The following is a 21282-nucleotide window of genomic DNA, read 5'->3' on the forward strand; positions in this document are numbered from 1 at the left end:
GGCCATGACACCGCACCCCGCCAGATTGCTGACCGTCGCCTATGCCGCCGCGCTCGCCTGCGCGCTGCTGGCCCGCGATGCCGGCCTCGGCTTCTGGGGGAGCCTGCTCGTGTTCTGGCTCGGCGGGCCGGTCTGGGCGCTGGGCCTTGCCGCCACCCCCGGCCTCCGCCGGGCCTTCCTCGCCGCCGGCGCGGAGATCGGGTCCGGCTGGGACCCCGCCCTGCCCGGCCATGAGCCGGCGCCCGAGGGCTGGAGCGGGCCGCGCCACGCCGGGGACACCGCCGCCTGGATCGCGCAGGAGGAGGAGCTCCGCGCCTGGGATCGCGACCTTGCCTGGGATCTCGCCGATGCCGGGACGCAGGCCCCGCCGCAGCGCGCCGCCCGCGGCGGCTCCGCCTGAGCCCCCTGCGCCCGGCAAGGCGCCGGCACCCGAGGGCCGGAGCGGGTCGCGCCACGCCGGGAACACCGCCGCCTGGATCGCGCAGGAAGAGGAACTTCGCGCCCGGGATCGCGACCTTGCCCGGGATCTCGCCGATGCCGGGTCGCAGGCACCGCCGCGGCGCGCCGCCCGCAGCGGCTCCGCCTGAGCCCCCTATTCCGCCGCCCCCCGCGCCGCCGCGGCATCCTGCCCCTCGCCCGGCCCCTCCTCGCCGGCCCGCCCGCGCTCGCCCGCCCCTGTCGCCACCCGCGGCAGCCGCAGCCGGAAGAAGCTCGTCTGGTCGGCGTTGAAGACCACCGTCAGGTCGCCGCCCATGCGCCGGATCGCCGCCCGGCTGATCGGCAGCCCGAGCCCCGCCCCCTGGTGGCCGGCCGAGCGCACGCCGCGGAAGAACTTCGAGAACACCGTCTCGGCCTCCTCGCGGCTCACCCCGCCGCCATTGTCGATCACGTCGATGCAGAGGCTCTTGCCCTGCACCGACCATTCGATCCGCACCTCGGGCGCCTCGGCGGCGTTGTACTTGATCGCGTTGCTCACGAGGTTGATCAGCACCTGGCGCAGCCGGTCGGCATTGGCCAGCACGAACTGCCCGCGCAGATCGGCATGGGGGCGGATCACGACCCCTGCCCCGGCCGCCACCGGCCGCAGCGTCTCGATGGCGCCGCTCACCGCATCCTCCGCATCGATGATCTCGATGCGCATCTCGGCGCTGCCGCTCTCGAGCCGGTTGATGTCGAGGATCTCGTTGAGGAGCCGCGTGAGCCGCTGGCTCTCCTCGTGGATGATCGTCACGAAATGGCGCATCTGCGCGGGGTCGAGATCCTTCTCCATCAGCAGGATCTCGGAGAACGAGCGGATCGAGGTCATCGGCGTGCGCAGCTCGTGGCTGACATGGCTGAGGAAATCGTCCTTCTGCGCATCGAGCGCGCGGAGCCGGGTGTTGGCCTCGCGCAGCTCCACCGCGGTGCGCTCGAGCTCGGCGGTCTTGTCGGCGAGGCGCAGCGAGGTGGCGAGCAGGCGCTGGGTCTCGTCGGCGATGTCGATGAGCTCGGTGAGGCTGATCGCGCCGGCGCCGGCGGCGCGCGTCACCATGGCATGGGCCGAGGCGGCGCCGACGCTGCCGGCGAGCTCGCGTTCGAGGCGGGCGATCACCCCGTCGGTCGGCCGCGGCAGGCCGGTCGCGAGCCCCTGCTCGCGGGCCATCTCCTCGAAGAGCTGCCGCGCCGGCTCGGCCCCGAGGATGCGCTGCGCCAGCACGAAGAGATCCTCCGGCGCCGCCGAGCGATGCACGATGCCGCGCCCCTCGCGCCCCGGCACCCGCAGCACGTCGACGAAGAGCGCGCCCTGCACCTGCTCGATCGGCGCCGGCCGCGTCACCTGGCTGATGGTGATGAAGAGGAAGGTGTTGACCCCGAGCGACCAGATCAGCGCATGGATCAGCGGGTCGGTGCCGCCGAGGCCCATCAGCGCCTGCGGGCGCAGCAGGCCGAGCCCCCAGGGCCCCTCCGCCAGCACCGCCCCGGAGATCAGGAACTGCCCGCCGAAGCTCGGCAGGAACAGCGTGTAGGCCCAGAGCGCCGCGCCCGCCACCAGCCCCCACATCGCGCCGGCCCGGGTCGCGCCGCGCCAGTAGAGCGCGCCGACCAGGCTCGGCAGCACCTGCGCGATGCCGGCGAAGGCGATCAGCCCGATCGCGGCGAGGCTCTCCGAGCCGCCGGCGATCAGGTAGTAGAGGAAGCCGAGCCCGAGCACCACGCCGATGCAGATCCGCCGGCTGATCAGCAGCAGGTCGCGCACATCGCCGGAGATCGCCCCGGCCCGGTCGAGGAAGCGCAGGGTCAGCGGCATCACGATGTGGTTCGAGACCATGGTGGAGAGCGCGATGGCGGCGACGATCACCATCGAGGTCGCCGAGGAGAAGCCGCCGATGAAGGCCAGCAGCGCCAGCTCGTCCTGCCCCGCCGCGAGCGGCACGGTGAGCATGAACATGTCCGGGTTGTCGCCCGCCTCGCCCGCCGCATCGGTCAGCCCGACGATGGCGATCGGCACCACGAAGAGGCACATCAGGAAGAGATAGAGCGGGAACAGCCAGGAGGCGGTGGCGAGGTGGCGCGGGTCGGAGTTCTCCACCACCGTCACCTGGAACTGTCGCGGCAGGCAGATGATCGCGGTGGCCGAGAGGAAGGTCAGCGCCGCCCAGCGCGGGTCGAACACCTCCTCGGGCCGGATCATCCCCTCGGGCATCCGCGCGAAGGTCTCGCCGACCCCGCCCATCACGCCGAACACCACGAAGAGCCCCACCGCGACCAGCGCGGTGAGCTTGACCAGCGCCTCCAGCGCGATGGCAACCACCACCCCGTGATGGCGCTCGTTGGCGTCGATCGAGCGGGTGCCGAAGAGGATGGTGAAGATCGCCATGCCGGCCGCCACCCAGAAGGCGGTGCGCGTGTGGTCGGCCTCGCCCGCCACCACCGAATAGGACAGCGCGACCGACTGCAGCTGCAGCGCGATATAGGGCGTGGTCGCGGTCACCGCGATCAGCGTCACCACCACCGCCAGCGCCGGGCTCTTGCCGTAGCGCGAGGAGATCAGGTCGGCGATCGAGGTGATCCGGTGCGTCCGCCCGATATGGACCAGCTTGCGCAGCAGCCACCACCAGCCGACGAAGACCAGCGTCGGCCCGAGATAGATCGTGATGAAGTCGAGCCCGCCCCGCGCCGCCGAGCCGACCGCGCCGTAGAAGGTCCAGGAGGTGCAGTAGATCGAGATCGAGAGGGTGTAGATCACCGGCGAGCGCAGCCAGGCCATCTTGCCGGCCTGGGCGCGGCGGTCGCCGATCCAGGCCACCGCGAAGAGCAGCACGACATAGGCGAGGCAGAACAGCAGCAGCCGGTCGGGGGAGAACATGCCGCGCCCTCAGGGCTCGAGCCGGTGGGCGATGCGCGCCGCCAGCACGATCAGGCAGAACCACACCGCGAAGACATAGGCGACCACCAGCGGCACGCCGAGCACCGTCCCCTCCACCGCGAAGATCTCCGCCATCGGCGGCATCAGCAGCACCACGCCGGAGACCGGCAGCAGCAGCGCCGCGTCGCGCCGCTTGCGGGCGCGCAGCGCGATGTCGGAGGCGGCGTCCGGGTCCGGCGCGGTCGCGGTCATCGGCACCGGGTTCGGCAGCGGGTCGGGCCGCGCGCCGGGCAGCGCGCCGGGGTCGGGCGGCACGCCGGGGTCCCGCGGCGCCGGAGGGTCGGGGCGCTCCGGGGCGGAGGGCGCCCCGGCGGTCATGCGGCGCGCCCGTGGGCCAGCCGCTGCACCGTCTCGATCAGCTCGACATTGGAGAAGGGCTTGGTGATGAAGACGTCGACGTTCAGCTTCTCGGCGGCCTCGCGGTCCTCGCGCTGGCCCTTGGCGGTGAGCATCACCACCGGCACCTCGGCGCCCACCGGGTCGGAGCGCAGCCGGCGCATCACCTCGAAGCCGTTCATCCCCGGCAGCATCACGTCGAGGATCAGCACGTCGGGCGGGCCTTCGGCCATGCGGCTCAGCACACCCGGTCCGGTTTCCTCGATATCCACCGCAAATCCCGCCCGGCCCAGCAGGAAGCAGAGCAGCTCGATGATATGCGGTTCGTCCTCGGCCAGAAGGACGCGGCTCGTCATGGGCGATTCCTCGTCGTACCAGCCCGTCTGAACGCGGGCCTGGCGGAGAGAGTAGCAAGTCACGTCCGGGCTGTCTTGCATCCATCGGGTCGCGGCCCCGCCCGGCGGCGCGCGGCGGCCTCAGGCGGCGGCGATCTCGGCGCCGAGCGGATCCTCGACCCGGTGATCGCAGCGCTTGCGCGGGCAGAGCCGGCAGGTGGTGCCGACCTCCTCGGCCGCGCGCGCCTCGAGCCCGGCGCCATAGACGGTGCGGGCGGCGTCGTCCTCGGTCAGCGCGAGCATGTCGGTCACATAGTCGCGCGGGGCGGCGAAGCCGGCGGCTCCGACGGCGCGGGCCCGGGCGACGAAGACGAACCGGTGCCCGCTCGGCAGTGCGACGAGCTGGCGCAGCGCCCGCTCCGGCGCCGCCTGCGCCCGCGACAGCGCCCAGAGCGGGCAGAGCGTCGCCTGGCGCACCGGCTGGAAGCCGCGGATCGCGCGCAGATCGAGGATCGCCCCGGCGGCATTGGCGGCGATGTAGCCGAAGCGCGGGCGCCCCGGCGCCGGCTCCAGCGCGGTGAGCCGGCGGCAGACCAGCCCGATGCAGAGCCCGGTGGCCGCGGCGATGCGCTCGATGTCGTAGGCATGGGCCGCGGCCTCGGCGGTGAAGGCCCCGAGCGGCGCCTGCGCGGCATCGGCGGCCCAGGCCAGCAGCGCCCGCCGGGCGCGGGAGCGGGCCGAGGCGGTGCCGAAGCCCGGCGCCTCCTCGATCAGCCGGTCGATCACCGGGCCGGAGCGGAGCTCGGCGGTGGCGCGGGCGGCCTGCCCGGTGGCGGCCGGCGGCGCGCCGGCAAGCGCCGCCTCGATGGCGGGAAAGCGGTGCTCGGCCTCCTCGAAGAAGGTCTGCACCGCGTCGCCCGGGGTCACCTCGCGATCCGGCGTCGCGGCCTTGTCGAAATAGCCCGCGAGCGCCTCGGCGACCTCGGAGAGGGTGCGGCTCTCCTCCGAGAGGATGGCGTGGAAGCGCGCGGCCTGGGCGGCGTCGATATCCGGCACCTGGTCGAGGATCTCGGCGGTGGAGCGGATCGCGGCGATACGGGTCAGCATCCGGTGCACGGTCTCGCCGAGAAACGGGTCGTGGTTCAGCCGGTCGGAGAAGATCCGCACCAGCGCCGCCTGCTCCTGCTCGGAGCGGGCCAGCGCGGCGATCGCACGGCCCCAGCCGGGAAAGCGGCCGATCAGCTCGCCCGCCGCCTCCGCCTCGATCCCGAGGCTGGCGAGGCGCGGATCGGCGGCGACCTCGGCGAGCTGCTCGTGCAGCCGGCGCTCGGCGGCCCCGTCGAGCTCGCTGACCTTGAGCTCGAGCGCGCGGGCGATGTCGGCCAGCCGCTTGCCGGCGATTCCCCGGCGGTTGCGTTCGATGAGGTTGAGATAGGAGGCCGATATGCCGACCCTGCGCGCGAGATCGGCCTGGGTGAGGCCGAGGCTGCGCCGCCGTTCCCTGATCCGGGCGCCGACGATGCTCGTGCTCATGGGCGATTTCCCTTCCCCGCCAGCGGCTTTGCCGGACAGTTGTAAAGAATTGACAATTTTTTGCACTTGCGAGAAAACGTTGTGACAGAAAAAGTGTGACAAGTCAATTGGTTATTGAATGTTTGACACTGATGCCGGAGGGTAAGGGCGGGCGCAGAGCCCGCAACGTGCCGGCGGGGCCGATCCCCGCCAGGTGCGTCAACAGAACTCGGGAGGAATTATGAGCACCTTCAGCATCAACCGCCGCGGCCTGCTCAAAGGCTCCGCCGCCCTCGGCGCCGGCATCGCTGCGCCGACGATTTTCCCCAGCTACGCATGGGCAGCGAGCTACACCAACGAACCCACCGGCAGCAGCGTCACCCTCGGCTTCAACGTGCCGCAGACCGGCGCCTATGCGGATGAGGGCGCCGACGAGCTGCGCGCCTATCAGCTCGCGGTCAAGCACCTCAACGGCGAGGGCGACGGCGGCATGCTCAGCACCTTCTCCTCGAAGGTTCTCAAGGGCAACGGCATCCTCGGCAAGAAGGTCGAGTACGTCACCGGCGACACCCAGACCAAGTCGGACGCCGCCCGCGCCAGCGCCAAGCGCATGATCCAGAAGGACGGCGCGATCATGATCACCGGCGGCTCGTCCTCGGGCGTGGCGATCGCGGTGCAGGGCCTCTGCCAGGAGGAGGGCGTCATCTTCATGGCGGGCCTCACCCACTCCAACGACACCACCGGCAAGGACTGCCGCGCCAACGGCTTCCGCCACTTCTTCAACACCGAGATGTCGGGCGCGGCGCTCGCTCCGGTGCTGAAGAACGCCTATGGCACCGACCGCATCGCCTATCACCTGACCGCGGACTACACCTGGGGCTGGAGCCAGGAAGGCTCGATCAAGAAATACACCGAGCAGCTCGGCTGGCAGACCGCCGCCGCGGTGCGCACGCCGCTGGGTGCGGGCGACTTCTCGCAGTATCTCACCCCGGTGCTGAACTCCGGCGCCGACGTGCTGGTGCTCAACCACTACGGCAAGGACATGGTGAACTCGCTCACCCAGGCGGTGCAGTTCGGCATGCGCGACAAGCAGGTCAACGGCAAGGACTTCGCGATCGTCGTGCCGCTCTACTCGCGCCTGATGGCGCAGGGCGCCGGCGAGAACGTCAAGGGCATCTTCGGCTCGACCAACTGGCACTGGTCGCTGCAGGACGAGGGCTCGAAGGCCTTCGTGAAATCCTTCGGCCAGGAATACGGCTTCCCGCCGAGCCAGGCGGCGCACACCACCTACTGCCAGGCGATCCTCTATGCCGATGCGGTGGAGCGGGCCGGCTCGTTCCGTCCCTCGGCGGTCGGCGCGGCGCTCGAGGATTTCGAGTTCGACGGGCTCGGCAACGGCCCGACCCTCTATCGCGGCTTCGATCACCAGTGCTTCAAGGACGTGCTGGTGGTGAAGGGCAAGGAGAACCCGACCTCCAAGTTCGACGTGCTCGAGGTGGTCGAGGTGACCCCGCGCGCCCAGGTCGAGTACGGCACCGACCTCCTCGGCTGCAACAAGGGCCCGTTCAACGACGGCGCCTGATCGCGGCCTGCGGGGCCCGGCCGCTGCGGCGGGGCCCCATGGGAGACCGGGTTTCGGCAGGGCGCGCGCGGCGGAAGACCGGGCGCGCCCGGGGCCCATGACGGCGCCGCGAGGCCGACCGTCCGCCCCGCCGGAGCCGCACCGAATCCATACCGAACCCACATCGGGCAAAATCGAGACGCGAGGGCACGGACCGCGATGGACGTCATCCTGCTGCAACTCCTGAACGGGCTGGACAAGGGCGGCGCCTATGCGCTGATCGCGCTCGGCCTCACCCTGATCTTCGGCACGCTCGGCGTGGTGAATTTCGCCCATGGCGCGCTGTTCATGCTCGGCGCCTTCTGCGCGGTGTCGCTCTCGGCCTTCATGGGGCTCGAGAAGGTCACCATCGACGAGACCCAGATGACCGCCTGGGGCACCCCGCTCGAGGTGCGGACGCCCTACATCGTCGACTGGTTCGGCTCGGCCGGCGAGTTCATGCTCGACTTCTCCGTGCCACTATCGATCCTGCTGGCGATCCCGGTGATGCTGCTGGTCGGCCTGATCATGGAGCGCGGGCTGATCAAGCATTTCTACAAGCGCGCCCATGCCGACCAGATCCTGGTGACCTTCGGCCTCGCCATCGTGCTGCAGGAGCTGGTCAAGGCGCAGTTCGGCGCCAACCCGCTGCCGCAGCCGGCGCCGGAGACGCTCTCGGGCGCGGCGGATATCGGCATGGCGCTGGGCTTCGACCCGCACACGGTGGTCTATCCCTACTGGCGCCTCGTCTATTTCGCCTTTGCCGCGGTGGTGATCGCGGCGGTCTTCGCCTTCCTGCAGTTCACCACCTTCGGCATGGTGGTGCGCGCCGGCATGGCGGACCGCGAGACGGTGGGCCTGCTCGGCATCGACATCGACCGGCGCTTCACCATCGTCTTCGGCATCGCCGCGGTGGTCGCCGGGCTGGCCGGGGTGATGTACACGCCGATCCTGCCACCGGACTATCACATGGGCATGGACTTCCTGGTGCTCTCCTTCGTCGTGGTCGTGGTCGGCGGCATGGGCAGCCTGGGCGGCGCGGTGCTCGCGGGCTTCCTGCTCGGCATCCTGCAGAGCTTCGCCTCGATGAACGAGATCAAGAGCATCCTCCCCGGCATCGACCAGATCATCATCTACCTCGTTGCCATCGTCATCCTACTCCTGCGTCCCCGCGGTCTGCTCGGGCGCAAGGGCGTGATGGAGACCTGAGCCATGACCACATCCACCAAGACGGACACGCTGCTGCTCTGGGTCTTCGCGCTGGCGACCCTCTTCGGGCCGATCATCCTCGCCCCCTTCGGCGCGGGCTATCCCGATCTCCTGCAGAAATTCGCGATCTTCGGGATCTTCGCGATCGGCTTCAACCTGCTGTTCGGGCTGACCGGATACCTCTCCTTCGGCCATGCCGCCTTCCTCGGCGTCGGCTCCTACACCGCGGTCTGGTCGTTCAAGCTGCTCAGCATGAACCCGATCCCGGCGATCATCCTGGCCACCCTGCTCGGCGGGCTGTTCGCGCTGGTGATCGGCTTCATCACGCTGCGCCGGGCGGGGATCTACTTCTCGATCCTGACGCTGGCCTTCGCGCAGATGTCCTACAACCTCGCCTATTCGGTGCTGACCCCGATCACCAACGGCGAGACCGGGCTGCAGCTCGACCAGGCCGACCCGCGGCTGCTCGACACCGCCTTCGGCATCGAATACGGCGCGGCGCTGCCGGTCTCCTCGCTGTTCGGGCTCGACATGAACCAGACCTGGACCTGGGACTTCATGGGCTGGGAGATCCAGCTCAATGCCGGCTTCTATGTCTGCGCGGTGGTGCTGATCCTCTGCTTCTGGATCGCCATGCGGATCTTCCGCTCGCCCTTCGGGATGATGCTGAAGGCGGTGAAGTCGAACCAGAACCGGATGAACTACACTGGCCTCAACACCCGGCCCTACACGCTGGCGGCCTTCGTGATCTCGGGCTGCTATGCCGGGCTCGCGGGCGGGCTGATGGCGGTGACCGACCCGCTGGCCGGGGCCGAGCGGATGCAGTGGACGGCGAGCGGCGAGGTGGTGCTGATGACCATCCTCGGCGGCACCGGCACGCTGCTCGGCCCGGTGCTGGGCGCCGGCGCGATCAAGTACATGGAGCAGATCTTCTCGGCCTTCAACAAGCCGGAGCTGCTGGACTTCTTCTCCTTCCTGCCGACCGCGATCGCCGAGCCGCTGGTCTCGGTGCTGGCGCTCTTCGTCGGCGAGGGCTGGCACCTGACCCTCGGCGTGATGTTCATGCTGATCGTGATCTTCCTGCCCGGCGGGCTGATGGAGGGCTTCAACCGCATCCTCGGGCTCTTCAACCGGCGCCGCGGCGCGGCCGGCAAGCACCCCGCCAAGACCCCCGCAGCGGCGGAATGAGGAGACAGAGCATGGGCATTCTCGAGGTTCAGAACGTCAACAAGCGCTTCGGCGGGCTGAAGGCGCTGCACGAGGTCAACCTCACCGTCGAGGAGGGCACGGTGCATGCGATCATCGGGCCCAACGGGGCGGGCAAGTCGACCCTTCTCAACTGCTTCGTCGGGCGGCTGAAGCCCGATACCGGCTCGGTGGTGTTCAACGGCACCTCGCTGCTGGGCCTGAAGCCGCACGAGATCAACCAGGCCGGCGTCAGCCGGGTGTTCCAGACCCCGGAGATCTTCGGCAACCTCTCCTGCTTCGAGAACGTGATGATCCCCGCCTTCGCCCGGCGCGACGGCTCCTTCACGCTCAACGCGGTGTCGCGGCTCTCCGGCGAGCGCTCGATCCAGGAGAAGGCGATGCACATGCTCGAGGATCTCAACATGGGCGACAAGGCAGGGGTGCAGGCCGACCAGCTCTCGCGCGGCGACAAGCGCCGGCTCGAGCTCGCCATGTGCCTCGTGCAGGAGCCGAAGCTGCTGCTGCTCGACGAGCCGACCGCCGGCATGTCGCGCGGCGACACCAACACCACGGTGGAGCTGCTGCGCACCATCGCCTCGCGCGGCATCACCATGGTGGTGATCGAGCACGACATGCACGTGGTGTTCTCGCTGGCGCAGAAGATCACGGTGCTGGCCCAGGGCACGCCGATCGCCGAGGGCCTGCCGCAGGACATCAAGGGCGACCCGCGGGTGCAGGAAGCCTATCTCGGGGGGGCGCACCTGTGAGCCCCGTGACCCTCGCCCGGGGGCTGCTGAGCCCCGCCGACTGGCACGCCGCGCACCGCGCCCTCGCCGCGCCCGCCCATGTCACGGCCCAGGCCGCCGCCCCGGCGCCCGCCCGCAGCCCCGCGCTGTCGCTGGTCCGCCTCGTCGCAACCCGGGTGCTGGCCTTCGGCCGCGCCTCCCGCCGCGCCGCCCCCGCATCCCGCGCCGCGCAAACCAAGGACGCCCGCAGATGACCGATACCAGCACCCTTCTCGGCCCCGAGCAGTGGAAGGCCGCACAGGACGGCATGAAGGCCCCGGTCAAGGGCATGGGCGGCGCGCCCGCCTTCTTCTCGGCCTGGGACCTGCACGCCTATTACGGCGAGAGCTACATCGTGCAGGGGGTCAATTTCGATGTGCGCGAGGGCGAGATCGTCGCGCTGCTCGGGCGCAACGGCGCCGGCAAGACCTCGACGCTGCGCACCCTGGCGCGGATCGGCGTGCCGGATCTCAAGCACGGCGAGATCTGGCTCGACCACCAGCCGCTGCACGAGATGAAGAGCCACGAGGCGGCCCGCGCCGGCATCGGCCTGGTGCCGGAGGACCGGCGCATCATCCCCGGCCTCACGGTGGAGGAGAACCTCCAGCTGGCGCAGATCGCGCCGCCGAAGGGCTGGTCGGTGGAGCGCATCTACGAGCTCTTCCCCCGGCTCGGCGAGCGGCGCCGGCAGGAGGCGACCACGATGTCCGGCGGCGAGCAGCAGATGCTGGCGATCAGCCGGGCGCTGGCGCGGGATCTCAAGCTGCTGCTGCTCGACGAGCCCTATGAGGGGCTCGCGCCGGTGATCGTGCAGGAGATCGAGAAGACGCTGGAGGCGATCAAGGATCTCGGCATGACGACGATCATCGTCGAGCAGAACGCCATCGCGGCGCTGCACCTCGCGGACCGGGCGATCATCCTCGACATGGGCCAGGTGGTGTTCGACGGCACCGCGCAGGAGGTGCTCGACAACGAGGACCTGCGCCAGGAATACCTCTCGATCTGACGGCGGCGGGCGGGCCGCCCGGGCGCGCCCCGCCCCTGCACCGTCGCGGCGGCTGCGGGGGCATCGCGGCCCACCCATGGCGCGCCCGGGCAGCCCGCTTGACCGCGGCCGCGGCGCGGCGCTATGGCCGGGCAGGAGCCAGAGGGGAGCCCGTGCCATGTCCGCCGCCGAGACCCGCGCGCTGATCGAGCGCTACTACGCCGCCTTCAACGCCGGCGATGCCGAGGGCATGCTCGCCTGCCTCGCCGAGGACGCGGTGCATGACGTCAACCAGGGCCCGCGGCGCATCGGCAGGCCGGCCTTCGCGGCATTCTGCGCCCACATGGCGCGCTGCTACCGCGAGACGCTGTCCGAGATGGTGATCATGGTCGCGCCGGACGGCCGCCGCGCCGCCGCCGAGTTCATCGTCGACGGCACCTATCTCGCCACCGACGAGGGGCTGCCCGAGGCGCGCGGCCAGACCTACCGCCTGCCGGCCGGGGCCTTCCTCGCCGTGCAGGACGGCGCCATCACCCGGGTCACCACCTATTACAACCTGAAGGACTGGGAGGCCCAGGTCCTCGGCTGAGCACGGCGGGCGCGTGCCGCGGGGGCAGCCCCGGCCGGCGGGCCATGGGTGGGCCGCGATGCCCTCGAAGCCGCCGCGGCGGTGCAGGGGTGGGGCCCGCCGGCCGGGGCTGCCCGTGCGGCACGCGCCTCAGCTGTGCTCCTCGCGCAGCTCCTCCTCGAGCGTGCGGGCATAGGCCCGGAGCGCATCGACCTGGAACAGCGCGCCGATCAGCTCCGGGTCCTCGCCGCGCCTGGCCGGCGGCGCCATCACCGGCAGGAACGGCCCCTTGAGGCGCTCGAACATCGGCAGCGCCCGTTCCAGCGTGTCGCCCTGGCGGAGCGAGACATTCTGCGCATGGAGCTCCCAGCAGGCCCCGTCCGGGGCGCCGTTCTCGGCCCCGCGCGGGCGCATCAGATGGCCCACCGTCAGCGTCTTCTTCAGGTATCCCTGCGGGCCGGCGGCGAGGTGCAGCCCGCCCTGCGCGAGCTGCATCAGGAAGAACGACCGGGTGCCGAGCCGCGCCGCCACCACGCTGGCCAGCGGCACCGCGATCATCACCGCGATCGCCGCCTGCCAGTCGCCGGTCAGCTCGAAGACGATCAGCGTCGAGGAGATCGGCGCGCCGAGCACCGCCCCGGCCATCGCGCCCATGCCGGTCAGCGCATAGAGCCCCTGGCTGCCGGAGACCGAGGGGAAGATGTCGATCGCCACCTCGCCGAAGGCCGAGCCGGTGAGCGCGCCCAGCATCAGCGCCGGCGAGAACACCCCGCCGCCCATGCGCCCGGCCAGGGTGATCGCCACCGCCGCCACCTTGATCACCGCGTAGGCGACTGCGAGCCAGAACGGGATCGCCTCGGTGAGCGCCAGCGAGGTGGTCTCGTAGCCCACGCCGATGATGTGCGGCGCCGCCATGGCGAGCATCCCGAGCGCCAGCCCCGCCACCGCCGGGCGCGCCCAGTCGGGCAGGCGGAGCGCGGCCTGCACGCGGTCCCCGACCGTCTCGGCGAAGAAGATCGTGCGCACCATCACCACCGCCACCAGGCCGCAGAGCAGGCCGAGCAGCACGAAGGCCGGCAGCTCCCAGTAGAACTCCACGGTATGGCCCGGCAGCGTGAACTCGGTGACGTCGCCGAGATGGATGCGGCTGACCACCGTGGCCGCCACCCCGGCCACCACGATCGGCCCGAAGGCGTGCAGCGCATAATGCCGCAGCACCACCTCGAGCGCGAAGAGCGCCCCGGCGAGCGGCGCGTTGAAGCTGGCCGAGACCGCCGCCGCCACCGCGCAGCCGAGGATGTCGCGGCCGGTGATCGCGCTGGCCCGCAGCCGGTCGGAGACCCAGGAGGCCATCACCGCGCCGAGATGGATCGCCGGTCCCTCGCGCCCGGTCGAGCCGCCGGTGGAGAGCGTGATCAGCGAGGCCAGCGCCGAGGCGATGCCGGGCACCCGGTCGACCCGGCCGCCCTGCAGCGCCGCCGAGCGCATCACGTCGGCCACCGCGCGGGCCTTGGAATCGGGGGTGAGCCGGGTGAGCAGCAGCCCCACCGCGAGCCCGCCGAGCACCGGGATCACCAGCACCACATACCAGGGCAGCGCCGCGGCGGTGGAATGCAGCATCAGGTCGTCGGCGCCGTAGAACAGCGTCTGCAGCCCGGAGATCGAAAGCCGGAAGCCGATCACCGCATAGCCGACCGCGATGCCGATCAGCAGCGCCACCGGCCAGAGCGTGAGATCGGGCGAGAGCGCGACGCGGCTCACATAGTCCGCCATCCATTCCATGCGGGACCGGATCGCGGCGCGGTGCTTGGCTGTGAGAAGCGACGACATGGGGCCTTCGTCTGCAGGACGCGTGGGCCAACCAGCCTAATCCTTCAGCCGTGCCACTGCAAAGGGCACGGCCCCATGATCGGCCGCCGGCGGGCGGCGTTCAGCCCCGGCGGATGCCGAGCGGCGCGCCGAGCCGGTCGGGCTTCGGCAGACCGGCCTGCGCCGCCAGCAGCGCCTGCACCCGCGCCGCCGCCGCCGCCGGAAAGGGCGCCGAGCGCCGCGCCCCGAGATCGACGTTCAGCGTCAGGCTCTCATAGGTCGCGGCCAGCGCCTCGGCGCGGTCGAGCGCCAGCATCTCGACATAGACATGCACCCGCTTGGCATCGGCATCGACCAGGCGGAAATCGCAGGCGAAGCGCTCGCCCTCGCGCAGCTCGCCGACATAGTGGATATGGGTCTGCAGCGCCATCGGCCCCATGTTGTGGGATTCCACCAGCCCCGGGCCGATGCCGATGCGCTCGTAGATCTCGTCGAGCGCCCGGTCGAAGGCCAGCGTGTAGTAGGCCACGTTCATGTGGCCGTTGTAGTCGATCCAGTCGGCCTGCACATAGGCGGCCGCGCTGCGCAGCGGCTTGCCGTCGAACCCGTCCTCGGCCATGGTGCCCCCTGTCCTGTCCCGCGGCGCCCGTCGCGGGGCCGCATCCCTCGTTGCGCGCCGGCATTCCGCCCGGCCGGCCATCGCACGGGACGCTTTCTATCGCCGAGCCCAGGGGAGGAGAACCCATGTCGATCGAAACCGCAATCGCCGAGCTTGCCCCGCGCTTCGGCGAGCGCCTGTCGCGCGCCGAGGCGGTGCGCGCGCAGCACGGCGCCGACGAGGCGCACCATGCGCCGCATCCGCCCGATGCAGTGATCTGGCCCGAGAGCACCGCCGAGGTCGCCGAGATCGCCCGCACCTGCAGCGCCCATGGCTGCCCGATCGTCGCCTGGGGCGCCGGCACCTCGCTGGAGGGCCACGTGATCCCGGTGCGCGGCGGCATCTCGCTCGACATGAGCCGGATGGACCGGCTGCTGGAGGTTCATGCCGAGGACATGGACGTGGTGATCCAGCCCGGCATCACCCGCAAGCGGCTCAACGAGGAGCTGCGCGCCACCGGGCTGTTCTTCCCGGTCGATCCCGGCGCCGATGCCTCGCTCGGCGGCATGGCGGCGACCCGCGCCTCGGGCACCTGCGCGGTGCGCTACGGCACCATGCGCGAGGCGGTGCTGGCGCTCGAGGTGGTGCTGGCGGACGGGCGGGTGATCCGCACCGGCACGCGGGCGCGCAAGTCCTCGGCGGGCTACGACCTGACGCGGCTCTTCGTCGGCTCGGAGGGCACGCTCGGCATCATCACCGAGCTGACCCTGCGCCTGCACGGCCAGCCGGAGGCGATCTCGGCCGCGACCTGCGCCTTCGGGCGGCTCGAGGACGCGGTGCAGACGGTGATCGAGACGATCCAGATGGGCGTGCCGGTGGCGCGGATCGAGCTGCTCGACCCGCTGACCATCCGCGGCTTCAACGGCTATTCCGGCTATGACATGCCGGAGCTGCCGACGCTGTTCCTCGAGTTCCACGGCTCCGAGGCGAGCGTCGCCGAGCAGGCCGAGACGGTGGGTGCCATCGCCGGCGAGAACGGCGGCAGGGGCTTCGACTGGACGCGCGAGCCCGAGGCGCGCAACCGGCTCTGGGCGGCGCGGCACTCGGCCTATTACGCGCAGCAGTCGCTCAGGCCCGGCGCGCGCGGCTACGTGACGGATGTCTGCGTGCCGATCTCGCGGCTGGCGGAGGCGATCGCCGAGACCGAGGCGGATCTCGCGGAAAGCCCGCTGATGGCGCCGCTGGTCGGCCATGTCGGCGACGGCAACTTCCACCTCTCGATCCTGATCGACCCGGAGGACCCGGCCGAGATCGCCGAGGCGGCGCGCCTCGCCGGCCGGATCAACGAGCGGGCGCTGCGCCTCGGCGGCACGGTGACCGGCGAGCACGGGGTCGGCCTCGGCAAGCGCAAGTACATGGCCGCCGAGCATGGCGAGGCCTGGGGGCTGATGGGCGAGATCAAGGCGGTGCTCGACCCGGCGGGAATCCTCAACCCGGGCAAGATCGTTCCCGGAAACTGAGGCAGGGCGGGACGGCCCCGCGCGCCCCGCCCCTGCACCGTCGCGGCGGCTGCGGCGGCAGCGCGGCCCACCCACGGCGCGCGGGGCCGTCCCGCCGCCGCGGCGCCGCGCCGGCCGGTCTGCGGATCAGTTGGTCTGGCGCATCCCGTCGAAGCCGCCGCGCGGGCCGAAGCGGCAGGCGAACTCGGCGCCCTGGCGCGGCACCGTGCCGAGCACGACATAGCTGTCGCCCGCCTTCCAGGAGCGGGTGATCGTCACCCCCTTGGCGCCGGTGCGGTAGCGCCGCACCGCCTCGTCGTGGCAGAAGCGCTCCATCTCGCGCAGCGAGGGGGCCTGCGGCGGCGGCGGCACCGGCTTCGGCCCGGGTTTCGGGCCCGGTTTCGGGCCGCGCTTGGCCCGGCGGTCGATCTCGGCCATGCCGTCGAAGCCGCCGCGCGGGCCGAACCGGCAGGAGAAGGTGGCCAGCGCCCGCGGCAGATCGACCTCGCCGAACAGCCGGTAGCCGCTGCCGGCGCGCTCGATCTCGCCGAGCGCCACCGCATCGCGCGGCACGCCGTAGCGCCCGGCCGCCTCGTTGCGGCAGAAGCGGCGCATCTCGCGGCGGTCCACCCGGCTGTCGACCGGGTAGCCGGGCTGCGGCGGCGGCACATAGGCGGGCGGCTGATAGGACGGCGGCAGCGGCTGGGCCACCGGCACCTGGCAGGCCGAGAGCAGCCCGGCGAACACCGCCGCGGCGGCGAGCGTCCGGACCGGGACGCGGCGGGATCGGACAGCGGTCATCGGCACGGTCTCCAGAGCTGGGGGCAGGCCGGGGAGCGGTGCGGCCGGCGGGTTGCCGCCGGCGCCGCCGCGGGCCTCACAGCCGCATGCGCATCGAGTTCAGGAACAGGAACAGCACGAGAAACAGCACCGCGATGCCGTAGGGGCTGGTGAAGAAGGGCACCAGCCCCTCGTTCCACTTCTCGACACCGCCATCGATGATGGAGGTGACCAGATCCATGGCGCCGCCGCCAACCCGTGCAATCATAGCGTGACCCCGGAATCCGCCCCACATCCGTCTCGAAGCGCGAGACTAGCCGATTCTTCCGCGGCGTGAAAGACCGCGGCACGGCCTGCCGGCGCGGTCATTCCGCCGCCTCGAGCAGCGCCCGCGCCGCCGCCCTCGCCTCGGCGGTGATCTCGGCGCCGGCCAGCATCCGGGCGATCTCGTCGAGCCGCGCCGCCGGGTCCAGCGCCTCGACGCCGGTGACGGTGGTGGCGCCGTCGGAGCGCTTGGCGATGTGCCAGTGATGCGCGCCGAGCGCGGCGACCTGCGGCGAATGCGTCACCACCAGCACCTGCGCGGTCTCGGCCAGCCGCGCCAGCCGGCGGCCGACGGCATTGGCGGTGGCGCCGCCGACGCCGCGGTCGATCTCGTCGAAGATCAGCGTGAGCCCCGGCGCGCGGGCGGCGAGGCAGACCTTCATCGCCAGCAGGAAGCGCGAGAGCTCGCCGCCGGAGGCGACCTTGTCGACCGGGCCCGGCGGGCTGCCCGGGTTGGTCGCGGCGGTGAACTGCACCCGGTCGGCGCCCTCCGGCCCCGGCGGCGCCGGCGCGATCTCGGTGACGAAGCGGGCGGCCTCCATGCGCAGCGGCGCCAGCTCGGCCATGATCGCGGTGTCGAGCCGGGCGGCGGCCTCGCGGCGGGCCTCGCCGAGCGCCGCGGCGGCCGCGTCGAAGGCGGCGCGCGCCTCGCCGGCCTCGGCCTCCAGCCCGGCGATGTGCTCGGCGCCGTGGTCGATCGCGTCGAGCCGGGCGGCCATGTCGGCGGCGAGATCGGGCAGCGCATCGGCCTGCACGCCGTGCTTGCGGGCCAGCGCGCGGATCGCGAAGAGCCGCTCCTCCACCGCCTCCAGCCGGTTCGGATCGACGGTGAGCGCCTCCAGCGCCGCCTCGAGCCCGCGCTGCGCCTCGCCGAGCTCGACCATCGCCCGGTCGAGCGCCGCCACCGGCTCGGCCACGAGATCGCCGTGATCGTCGCCGAGCGGCGCCAGCCGGCTGAGCGCCTCGGCCATCGCCCCCTCGGCGCCCTGCCCCGCGATCAGCCCCGCCGCGCGCTCCAGCTCCTCGCGGATGCGCCCGGCCGAGCGGATCCGCCGGCGCTCGGCATCGAGGGCGTCGTCCTCCCCGGCCCGGGGCGCCAGCGCCTCCAGCTCCTCGACGCTGTGGCGCAGATAGTCGGCATCCTCGGCCGCCCTGGCCAGCGTCTCCCGCGCCGCCGCCAGCGCGGCCTCCGCCGCCTGCGCCGCGGCCCAGAGCGACCCGGCCTCGGCGACCCGCGGCCCGAGCCCGCCATAGGCGTCCAGCATCGCCCGGTGCGCCCGCGGGTTCAGCAGCCCGCGCTCGTCGTGCTGGCCATGCACCTCGACCAGCGCCGATCCGATCCGGGCCAGCGCCTCCGCGGTGGTGCGCCGGTCGTTGACGAAGCCCCGCGCCGGCCCGCCGGCGGCCTGCACGCGCCGCAGGATCAGCTCCCCCGGCAGCGCCTCGAGGCCGAGCTCGGCGAGCAGCGCCTGCGCCGGGTGGCCGTCGTCCAGCTCGAAGATCGCGGTGACCGAGCCCTCCGCCGCGCCGGTGCGGATCATCGCGTGCCGGCCGCGCCGGCCGAGCGCGAAGCCGAGCGCGTCGAGCAGGATCGACTTGCCCGCCCCGGTCTCGCCGGTGAGCACGTTCAGCCCGTCGCGGAATGCCAGGTCCAGCCGCTCGATCAGGACGATGTTGCGGATCTCGAGGCCGCGCAGCATGTTTGCGCGGCCCCGCTCAGAGCCACTTGCCCTGGATCACCTGGCGGTAGACCCGGGAGAAGAAGCCGTCGGCCTCGTCGTTGTCCGGCACGATGTCGCGGCCGGTGAGCAGCTCGTAGCTCGCCACGTACCAGTCCGAGCCCGGATAGTTGTGCCCGAGCACCGCGGCCGAGGCGATCGCCTCGCGCTCCAGCCCCAGCGCCAGATAGGCCTCGGTGAGCCGGTGCAGCGCCTCCGGCGCCTGGCTCGTGGTCTGGTACTCGTCGACCACCACCTTGAAGCGGTTGATCGCCGAGGAATAATGCCCGCGCTTGAGGTAATAGCGCCCGATCTCCATCTCCTTGCCGGCGAGGTGGTCGAGCGTCAGGTCGATCTTCAGCGCGGCGTCGCGGGCATAGTCCGAGTTCGGATAGCGCCGCACCACCTCGGTCAGCTCCTGCAGCGCGTTGCGCGTGATGTTCTGGTCGCGCCCGACATCGGAGATGTTGTCGTAATAGGTCAGCGCGATGATGTACTGCGCATAGGCCGCGTCCTCGTCGGAGGGATAGAGCTCGACATAGCGCCGCGCCGCGCTGCGCGCATCGGTATACTGCCCGCCCTCGTAGGAGGCATAGGCCGACATGATGTTGGCCCGCTTGGCGAACTGCGAGAACGGATAGAGCCGCTCGATCTCGTTGAAGGTGCGCGCCGCCGCGACCTCGCTGCCGGCGGCGAGCTGGGCCTGGCCGCGCTCGTAGATCTCGCTGGCGGTCAGCTCCTCGACGCTCTTCTCGGGCGGGCCGGTGAAGAACTCCTTCACCGAGGTGCAGGCGCCGAGCCCCGCTACCGTCGCGAGCACCACCGCATACCGTGTCAGCCGACGCATCTTTGCCACCCGTTCCTCTTGGTGGGGCCATGCTGCCCCATCCGTCGCTTGGCCGGGAAGATAGACGGGTGCGGGCGCGAGGGGAAGGGGTCCCCGCCACTGCGGCGCGGCGGGGTGCCGCGGGCAGCCGCGGTCAGACCGCGACGGCCTCGAGCGGCATCGCCGGCAGCCGGGCGCCGCTGGCGGCGGGCAGCTGGCCGGGCAGCGGGCGCGTCCACTCCCAGGCATCCTGCGCGGCGAACAGCGCGTGCAGCAGCCGGTTGGTCATCTCGTGGCCGGCGCGCACGCCCTCATAGGCGCCGATGATCGGGGCCCCGGCCAGCGCCAGGTCGCCCACCGCATCGAGCATCTTGTGGCGCACGAACTCGTCGGCCCGGCGCAGCCCCTCGGGGTTGAGCACCCGGCCGCCATCGACCACGATGGCGTTCGCCAGGCTGCCGCCCCGCGCCAGCCCCATGCGGCGCAGCGCCTCGACCTCGCCGGCGCGGCAGAAGGTCCGGCACTCCGCCAGCTCCGAGACGAAGGCATCGCCCGAGAGGCCGAGCACCAGCCGCTGCGTGCCGATCGCCGGCTCCGGGAAGTCGATGGTGAAGCGCAGCTTGAGCTGCGGCGCCGGCAGCAGCGCCGCCGAGCGGTCGCCGTCCTCGACCCGCACCGGGCGCAGGATCCGGATCGCCCGCGGCACCGCCGGCACCCGCATGAAGCCGGTCTCGAGCAGCCCCGCGACGAACGGCGCCGAGGAGCCGTCCATGATCGGCATCTCCGGCCCGTCGACCTCGATCAGCGCATCGGTCACGCCGCTGCCGGCGAGCGCCGCCATCACGTGCTCCACGGTGCCGAGGGAGACCCCGGCGGCATTGGTCAGCTTGGTGCAGAGGCGGGTGTCGGTCACCAGGTCGTAGCGCGCGGGGATGTCGCCCTCGCCCTGCGCCACGTCGATGCGCCGGAAGCGGAGGCCGCCGCCGACATGGCATGGCCGGATGCGCGCCCTGACCGTCGCACCGCTGTGGAGCCCGACGCCCTCGAACTCAATCGCCGACTTCACGGTCCTGCGCATTGCCGCCATCCTGTCCCGCTCGCACCGCCTGTAACGGTTGCCTAATTATCGCATTGTCGAGGCGTTGACGCCCCTCTTTCGGGATGGAGGTACGTGCCGGAAGCGTCAGACTCAAATCACGCTTTGTGACGCTTTGCAACAGACGCCCGTCAGCGCCAAGTGTGGCGCCCGACGAGGCGCCGCCGGGTGAAGTAAAGCGCAAGCTTCCCGGCGCTGACGCTTCAAACAAAAGGAAGACACCGCCGGGCCACGGCGCTGTCTTCCGGGAGTTTCACGGCCGCGTGATGGCGGCCGTTATGGTGCTGCCGCGGGCGCTTGGCCCGATCAGTTGGCCTGGCGACGGAGGAAGGCGGGGATCTCGCCGTCGTCGTCCTCGTCGCCGCGGCGGCCGCCCGCGAGGCTCAGCGGGTCGAGCCGGTCCTGCTGGCCGCCGCCGCCGGCGACCCGGTGGATCAGCTTGTTGATCGTGAAGAGGCCCTGGCGCTGTCCGGGCTCCTGCGGCTTCGGCGCCGGCTCGCGGCGCGGTGCCGAGATCCCGGCGGCCGGACGGCGCCCGGCCAGCGGATCGCGCGCCGGCTGGCCATGGCCGGCATTGAGCCGCGGGTCCTCGTCGAGATCGAGGAACTCGGGGTCCGACTGCATGTCGAGCGGCTCGGACTGCTTGCGGGCCCGGGCGTCGAGCGCGCGCTGGCGCACCAGCTCGGCGCGGGCGCGCATGTCGGCCGG

At 71.9% G+C, this 21282-nt stretch carries 20 protein-coding genes and 1 pseudogene; 9 read left to right on the top strand and 12 right to left on the bottom strand.

Features of this window, described 5'->3' with window-relative positions:
- Positions 1-4: 4 nt before the first annotated feature.
- Positions 5-400: a hypothetical protein gene (locus tag QSJ97_RS12260; RefSeq protein ID WP_285672058.1), complete on the top strand. Its 396-nt coding sequence runs from the start codon at positions 5-7 to the stop codon at positions 398-400.
- A gap of 192 nt (positions 401-592) precedes the next feature.
- Here QSJ97_RS12260 and QSJ97_RS12265 read toward each other — a convergent pair whose 3' ends face one another.
- From QSJ97_RS12265 to QSJ97_RS12280, 4 genes are all read right to left on the bottom strand, one after another.
- Positions 593-3346, bottom strand: a complete 2754-nt coding sequence (locus tag QSJ97_RS12265; protein WP_285672059.1) for a sensor histidine kinase — start codon at positions 3344-3346, stop codon at positions 593-595.
- Between the two features lie 9 nt (positions 3347-3355).
- A complete protein-coding gene (locus tag QSJ97_RS12270) occupies positions 3356-3724 on the bottom strand; it encodes a hypothetical protein (RefSeq protein ID WP_285672060.1) in 369 nt (122 codons plus the stop codon).
- A complete protein-coding gene (locus tag QSJ97_RS12275; RefSeq protein WP_285672061.1) occupies positions 3721-4098 on the bottom strand; it encodes a response regulator transcription factor in 378 nt (125 codons plus the stop codon). Before QSJ97_RS12275 ends, QSJ97_RS12270 begins: the two co-directional genes overlap by 4 nt.
- A 120-nt stretch (positions 4099-4218) precedes the next feature.
- A complete protein-coding gene (locus tag QSJ97_RS12280) occupies positions 4219-5610 on the bottom strand; it encodes an XRE family transcriptional regulator (protein WP_285672062.1) in 1392 nt (463 codons plus the stop codon).
- 220 nt (positions 5611-5830) lie between these two features.
- On the opposite strand from QSJ97_RS12280, the gene QSJ97_RS12285 reads away from it, so the two are divergent.
- The 7 genes from QSJ97_RS12285 (at position 5831) to QSJ97_RS12315 (ending at position 11945) form a co-directional block, all read left to right on the top strand.
- Positions 5831-7171, top strand: coding sequence for a substrate-binding protein (locus QSJ97_RS12285; RefSeq protein WP_285672063.1), 1341 nt, complete (start codon positions 5831-5833; stop codon positions 7169-7171).
- 198 nt (positions 7172-7369) lie between these two features.
- Positions 7370-8398, top strand: coding sequence for a branched-chain amino acid ABC transporter permease (locus QSJ97_RS12290; protein ID WP_285672064.1), 1029 nt, complete (start codon positions 7370-7372; stop codon positions 8396-8398).
- Positions 8399-8401: 3 nt separating this feature from the next.
- A complete protein-coding gene (locus QSJ97_RS12295) occupies positions 8402-9586 on the top strand; it encodes a branched-chain amino acid ABC transporter permease (protein ID WP_285672065.1) in 1185 nt (394 codons plus the stop codon).
- An 11-nt stretch (positions 9587-9597) separates the two neighbouring features.
- Complete coding sequence (locus QSJ97_RS12300) at positions 9598-10353, top strand: ABC transporter ATP-binding protein (protein WP_285672066.1); 756 nt, start codon at positions 9598-9600, stop codon at positions 10351-10353.
- Entirely contained in the window at positions 10350-10586 is a 237-nt protein-coding gene (locus QSJ97_RS12305) for a hypothetical protein (protein WP_285672067.1), read from the top strand. Before QSJ97_RS12300 ends, QSJ97_RS12305 begins: the two co-directional genes overlap by 4 nt.
- A 53-nt stretch (positions 10587-10639) precedes the next feature.
- The gene (locus QSJ97_RS12310; protein ID WP_285672080.1) at positions 10640-11377 is read left to right on the top strand and encodes an ABC transporter ATP-binding protein; all 738 of its coding nucleotides are present in this window, start codon (positions 10640-10642) and stop codon (positions 11375-11377) included.
- 157 nt (positions 11378-11534) lie between these two features.
- Complete coding sequence (locus QSJ97_RS12315) at positions 11535-11945, top strand: ketosteroid isomerase-related protein (RefSeq protein ID WP_285672068.1); 411 nt, start codon at positions 11535-11537, stop codon at positions 11943-11945.
- Positions 11946-12074: 129 nt separating this feature from the next.
- On the opposite strand, the gene QSJ97_RS12320 is transcribed toward QSJ97_RS12315, so the two are convergent.
- Positions 12075-13754: a chloride channel protein gene (locus tag QSJ97_RS12320; RefSeq protein ID WP_285672069.1), complete on the bottom strand. Its 1680-nt coding sequence runs from the start codon at positions 13752-13754 to the stop codon at positions 12075-12077.
- A gap of 100 nt (positions 13755-13854) precedes the next feature.
- Entirely contained in the window at positions 13855-14352 is a 498-nt protein-coding gene (locus tag QSJ97_RS12325) for a thioesterase family protein (protein ID WP_285672070.1), read from the bottom strand.
- A gap of 125 nt (positions 14353-14477) precedes the next feature.
- Between QSJ97_RS12325 and QSJ97_RS12330 the strand changes: the two genes are divergently transcribed.
- Entirely contained in the window at positions 14478-15851 is a 1374-nt protein-coding gene (locus QSJ97_RS12330) for an FAD-binding oxidoreductase (RefSeq protein WP_285672071.1), read from the top strand.
- A gap of 126 nt (positions 15852-15977) precedes the next feature.
- Here QSJ97_RS12330 and QSJ97_RS12335 read toward each other — a convergent pair whose 3' ends face one another.
- From QSJ97_RS12335 to QSJ97_RS12360, 6 genes and pseudogenes are all read right to left on the bottom strand, one after another.
- The gene (locus tag QSJ97_RS12335; RefSeq protein WP_285672072.1) at positions 15978-16631 is read right to left on the bottom strand and encodes a YsaB family lipoprotein; all 654 of its coding nucleotides are present in this window, start codon (positions 16629-16631) and stop codon (positions 15978-15980) included.
- 76 nt (positions 16632-16707) lie between these two features.
- Complete coding sequence (locus tag QSJ97_RS12340) at positions 16708-16878, bottom strand: hypothetical protein (RefSeq protein WP_285672073.1); 171 nt, start codon at positions 16876-16878, stop codon at positions 16708-16710.
- A gap of 97 nt (positions 16879-16975) precedes the next feature.
- Complete coding sequence (recN, locus tag QSJ97_RS12345; RefSeq protein WP_285672074.1) at positions 16976-18634, bottom strand: DNA repair protein RecN; 1659 nt, start codon at positions 18632-18634, stop codon at positions 16976-16978.
- Between the two features lie 16 nt (positions 18635-18650).
- Complete coding sequence (locus QSJ97_RS12350; protein ID WP_285672081.1) at positions 18651-19499, bottom strand: outer membrane protein assembly factor BamD; 849 nt, start codon at positions 19497-19499, stop codon at positions 18651-18653.
- Positions 19500-19632: 133 nt separating this feature from the next.
- Entirely contained in the window at positions 19633-20556 is a 924-nt protein-coding gene (gene lpxC / locus QSJ97_RS12355) for a UDP-3-O-acyl-N-acetylglucosamine deacetylase (protein ID WP_285672075.1), read from the bottom strand.
- A gap of 324 nt (positions 20557-20880) precedes the next feature.
- Positions 20881-21282: pseudogene (locus tag QSJ97_RS12360) on the bottom strand (hypothetical protein); the annotation flags it as partial.

The organism is Paralimibaculum aggregatum (assembly GCF_030270585.1).
Classification (GTDB): domain Bacteria; phylum Pseudomonadota; class Alphaproteobacteria; order Rhodobacterales; family Rhodobacteraceae; genus Thermohalobaculum; species Thermohalobaculum aggregatum.

What these genes read in the sequence shown, in the direction of transcription:
- QSJ97_RS12265 (WP_285672059.1), bottom strand. Translation starts at nt 3,346, where the DNA reads ATGTTCTCCCCCGACCGGCTGCTGCTGTTCTGCCTCGCCTATGTCGTG.
- QSJ97_RS12350 (WP_285672081.1), bottom strand. Translation starts at nt 19,499, where the DNA reads ATGCGTCGGCTGACACGGTATGCGGTGGTGCTCGCGACGGTAGCGGGG.
- QSJ97_RS12330 (WP_285672071.1), top strand. Translation starts at nt 14,478, where the DNA reads ATGTCGATCGAAACCGCAATCGCCGAGCTTGCCCCGCGCTTCGGCGAG.
- QSJ97_RS12260 (WP_285672058.1), top strand. Translation starts at nt 5, where the DNA reads ATGACACCGCACCCCGCCAGATTGCTGACCGTCGCCTATGCCGCCGCG.
- QSJ97_RS12275 (WP_285672061.1), bottom strand. Translation starts at nt 4,098, where the DNA reads ATGACGAGCCGCGTCCTTCTGGCCGAGGACGAACCGCATATCATCGAG.
- QSJ97_RS12285 (WP_285672063.1), top strand. Translation starts at nt 5,831, where the DNA reads ATGAGCACCTTCAGCATCAACCGCCGCGGCCTGCTCAAAGGCTCCGCC.
- QSJ97_RS12300 (WP_285672066.1), top strand. Translation starts at nt 9,598, where the DNA reads ATGGGCATTCTCGAGGTTCAGAACGTCAACAAGCGCTTCGGCGGGCTG.
- recN (WP_285672074.1), bottom strand. Translation starts at nt 18,634, where the DNA reads ATGCTGCGCGGCCTCGAGATCCGCAACATCGTCCTGATCGAGCGGCTG.
- QSJ97_RS12340 (WP_285672073.1), bottom strand. Translation starts at nt 16,878, where the DNA reads ATGATTGCACGGGTTGGCGGCGGCGCCATGGATCTGGTCACCTCCATC.
- QSJ97_RS12295 (WP_285672065.1), top strand. Translation starts at nt 8,402, where the DNA reads ATGACCACATCCACCAAGACGGACACGCTGCTGCTCTGGGTCTTCGCG.
- QSJ97_RS12315 (WP_285672068.1), top strand. Translation starts at nt 11,535, where the DNA reads ATGTCCGCCGCCGAGACCCGCGCGCTGATCGAGCGCTACTACGCCGCC.
- QSJ97_RS12335 (WP_285672072.1), bottom strand. Translation starts at nt 16,631, where the DNA reads ATGACCGCTGTCCGATCCCGCCGCGTCCCGGTCCGGACGCTCGCCGCC.
- lpxC (WP_285672075.1), bottom strand. Translation starts at nt 20,556, where the DNA reads ATGCGCAGGACCGTGAAGTCGGCGATTGAGTTCGAGGGCGTCGGGCTC.
- QSJ97_RS12270 (WP_285672060.1), bottom strand. Translation starts at nt 3,724, where the DNA reads ATGACCGCCGGGGCGCCCTCCGCCCCGGAGCGCCCCGACCCTCCGGCG.
- QSJ97_RS12310 (WP_285672080.1), top strand. Translation starts at nt 10,640, where the DNA reads ATGAAGGCCCCGGTCAAGGGCATGGGCGGCGCGCCCGCCTTCTTCTCG.
- QSJ97_RS12325 (WP_285672070.1), bottom strand. Translation starts at nt 14,352, where the DNA reads ATGGCCGAGGACGGGTTCGACGGCAAGCCGCTGCGCAGCGCGGCCGCC.
- QSJ97_RS12290 (WP_285672064.1), top strand. Translation starts at nt 7,370, where the DNA reads ATGGACGTCATCCTGCTGCAACTCCTGAACGGGCTGGACAAGGGCGGC.
- QSJ97_RS12280 (WP_285672062.1), bottom strand. Translation starts at nt 5,610, where the DNA reads ATGAGCACGAGCATCGTCGGCGCCCGGATCAGGGAACGGCGGCGCAGC.
- QSJ97_RS12320 (WP_285672069.1), bottom strand. Translation starts at nt 13,754, where the DNA reads ATGTCGTCGCTTCTCACAGCCAAGCACCGCGCCGCGATCCGGTCCCGC.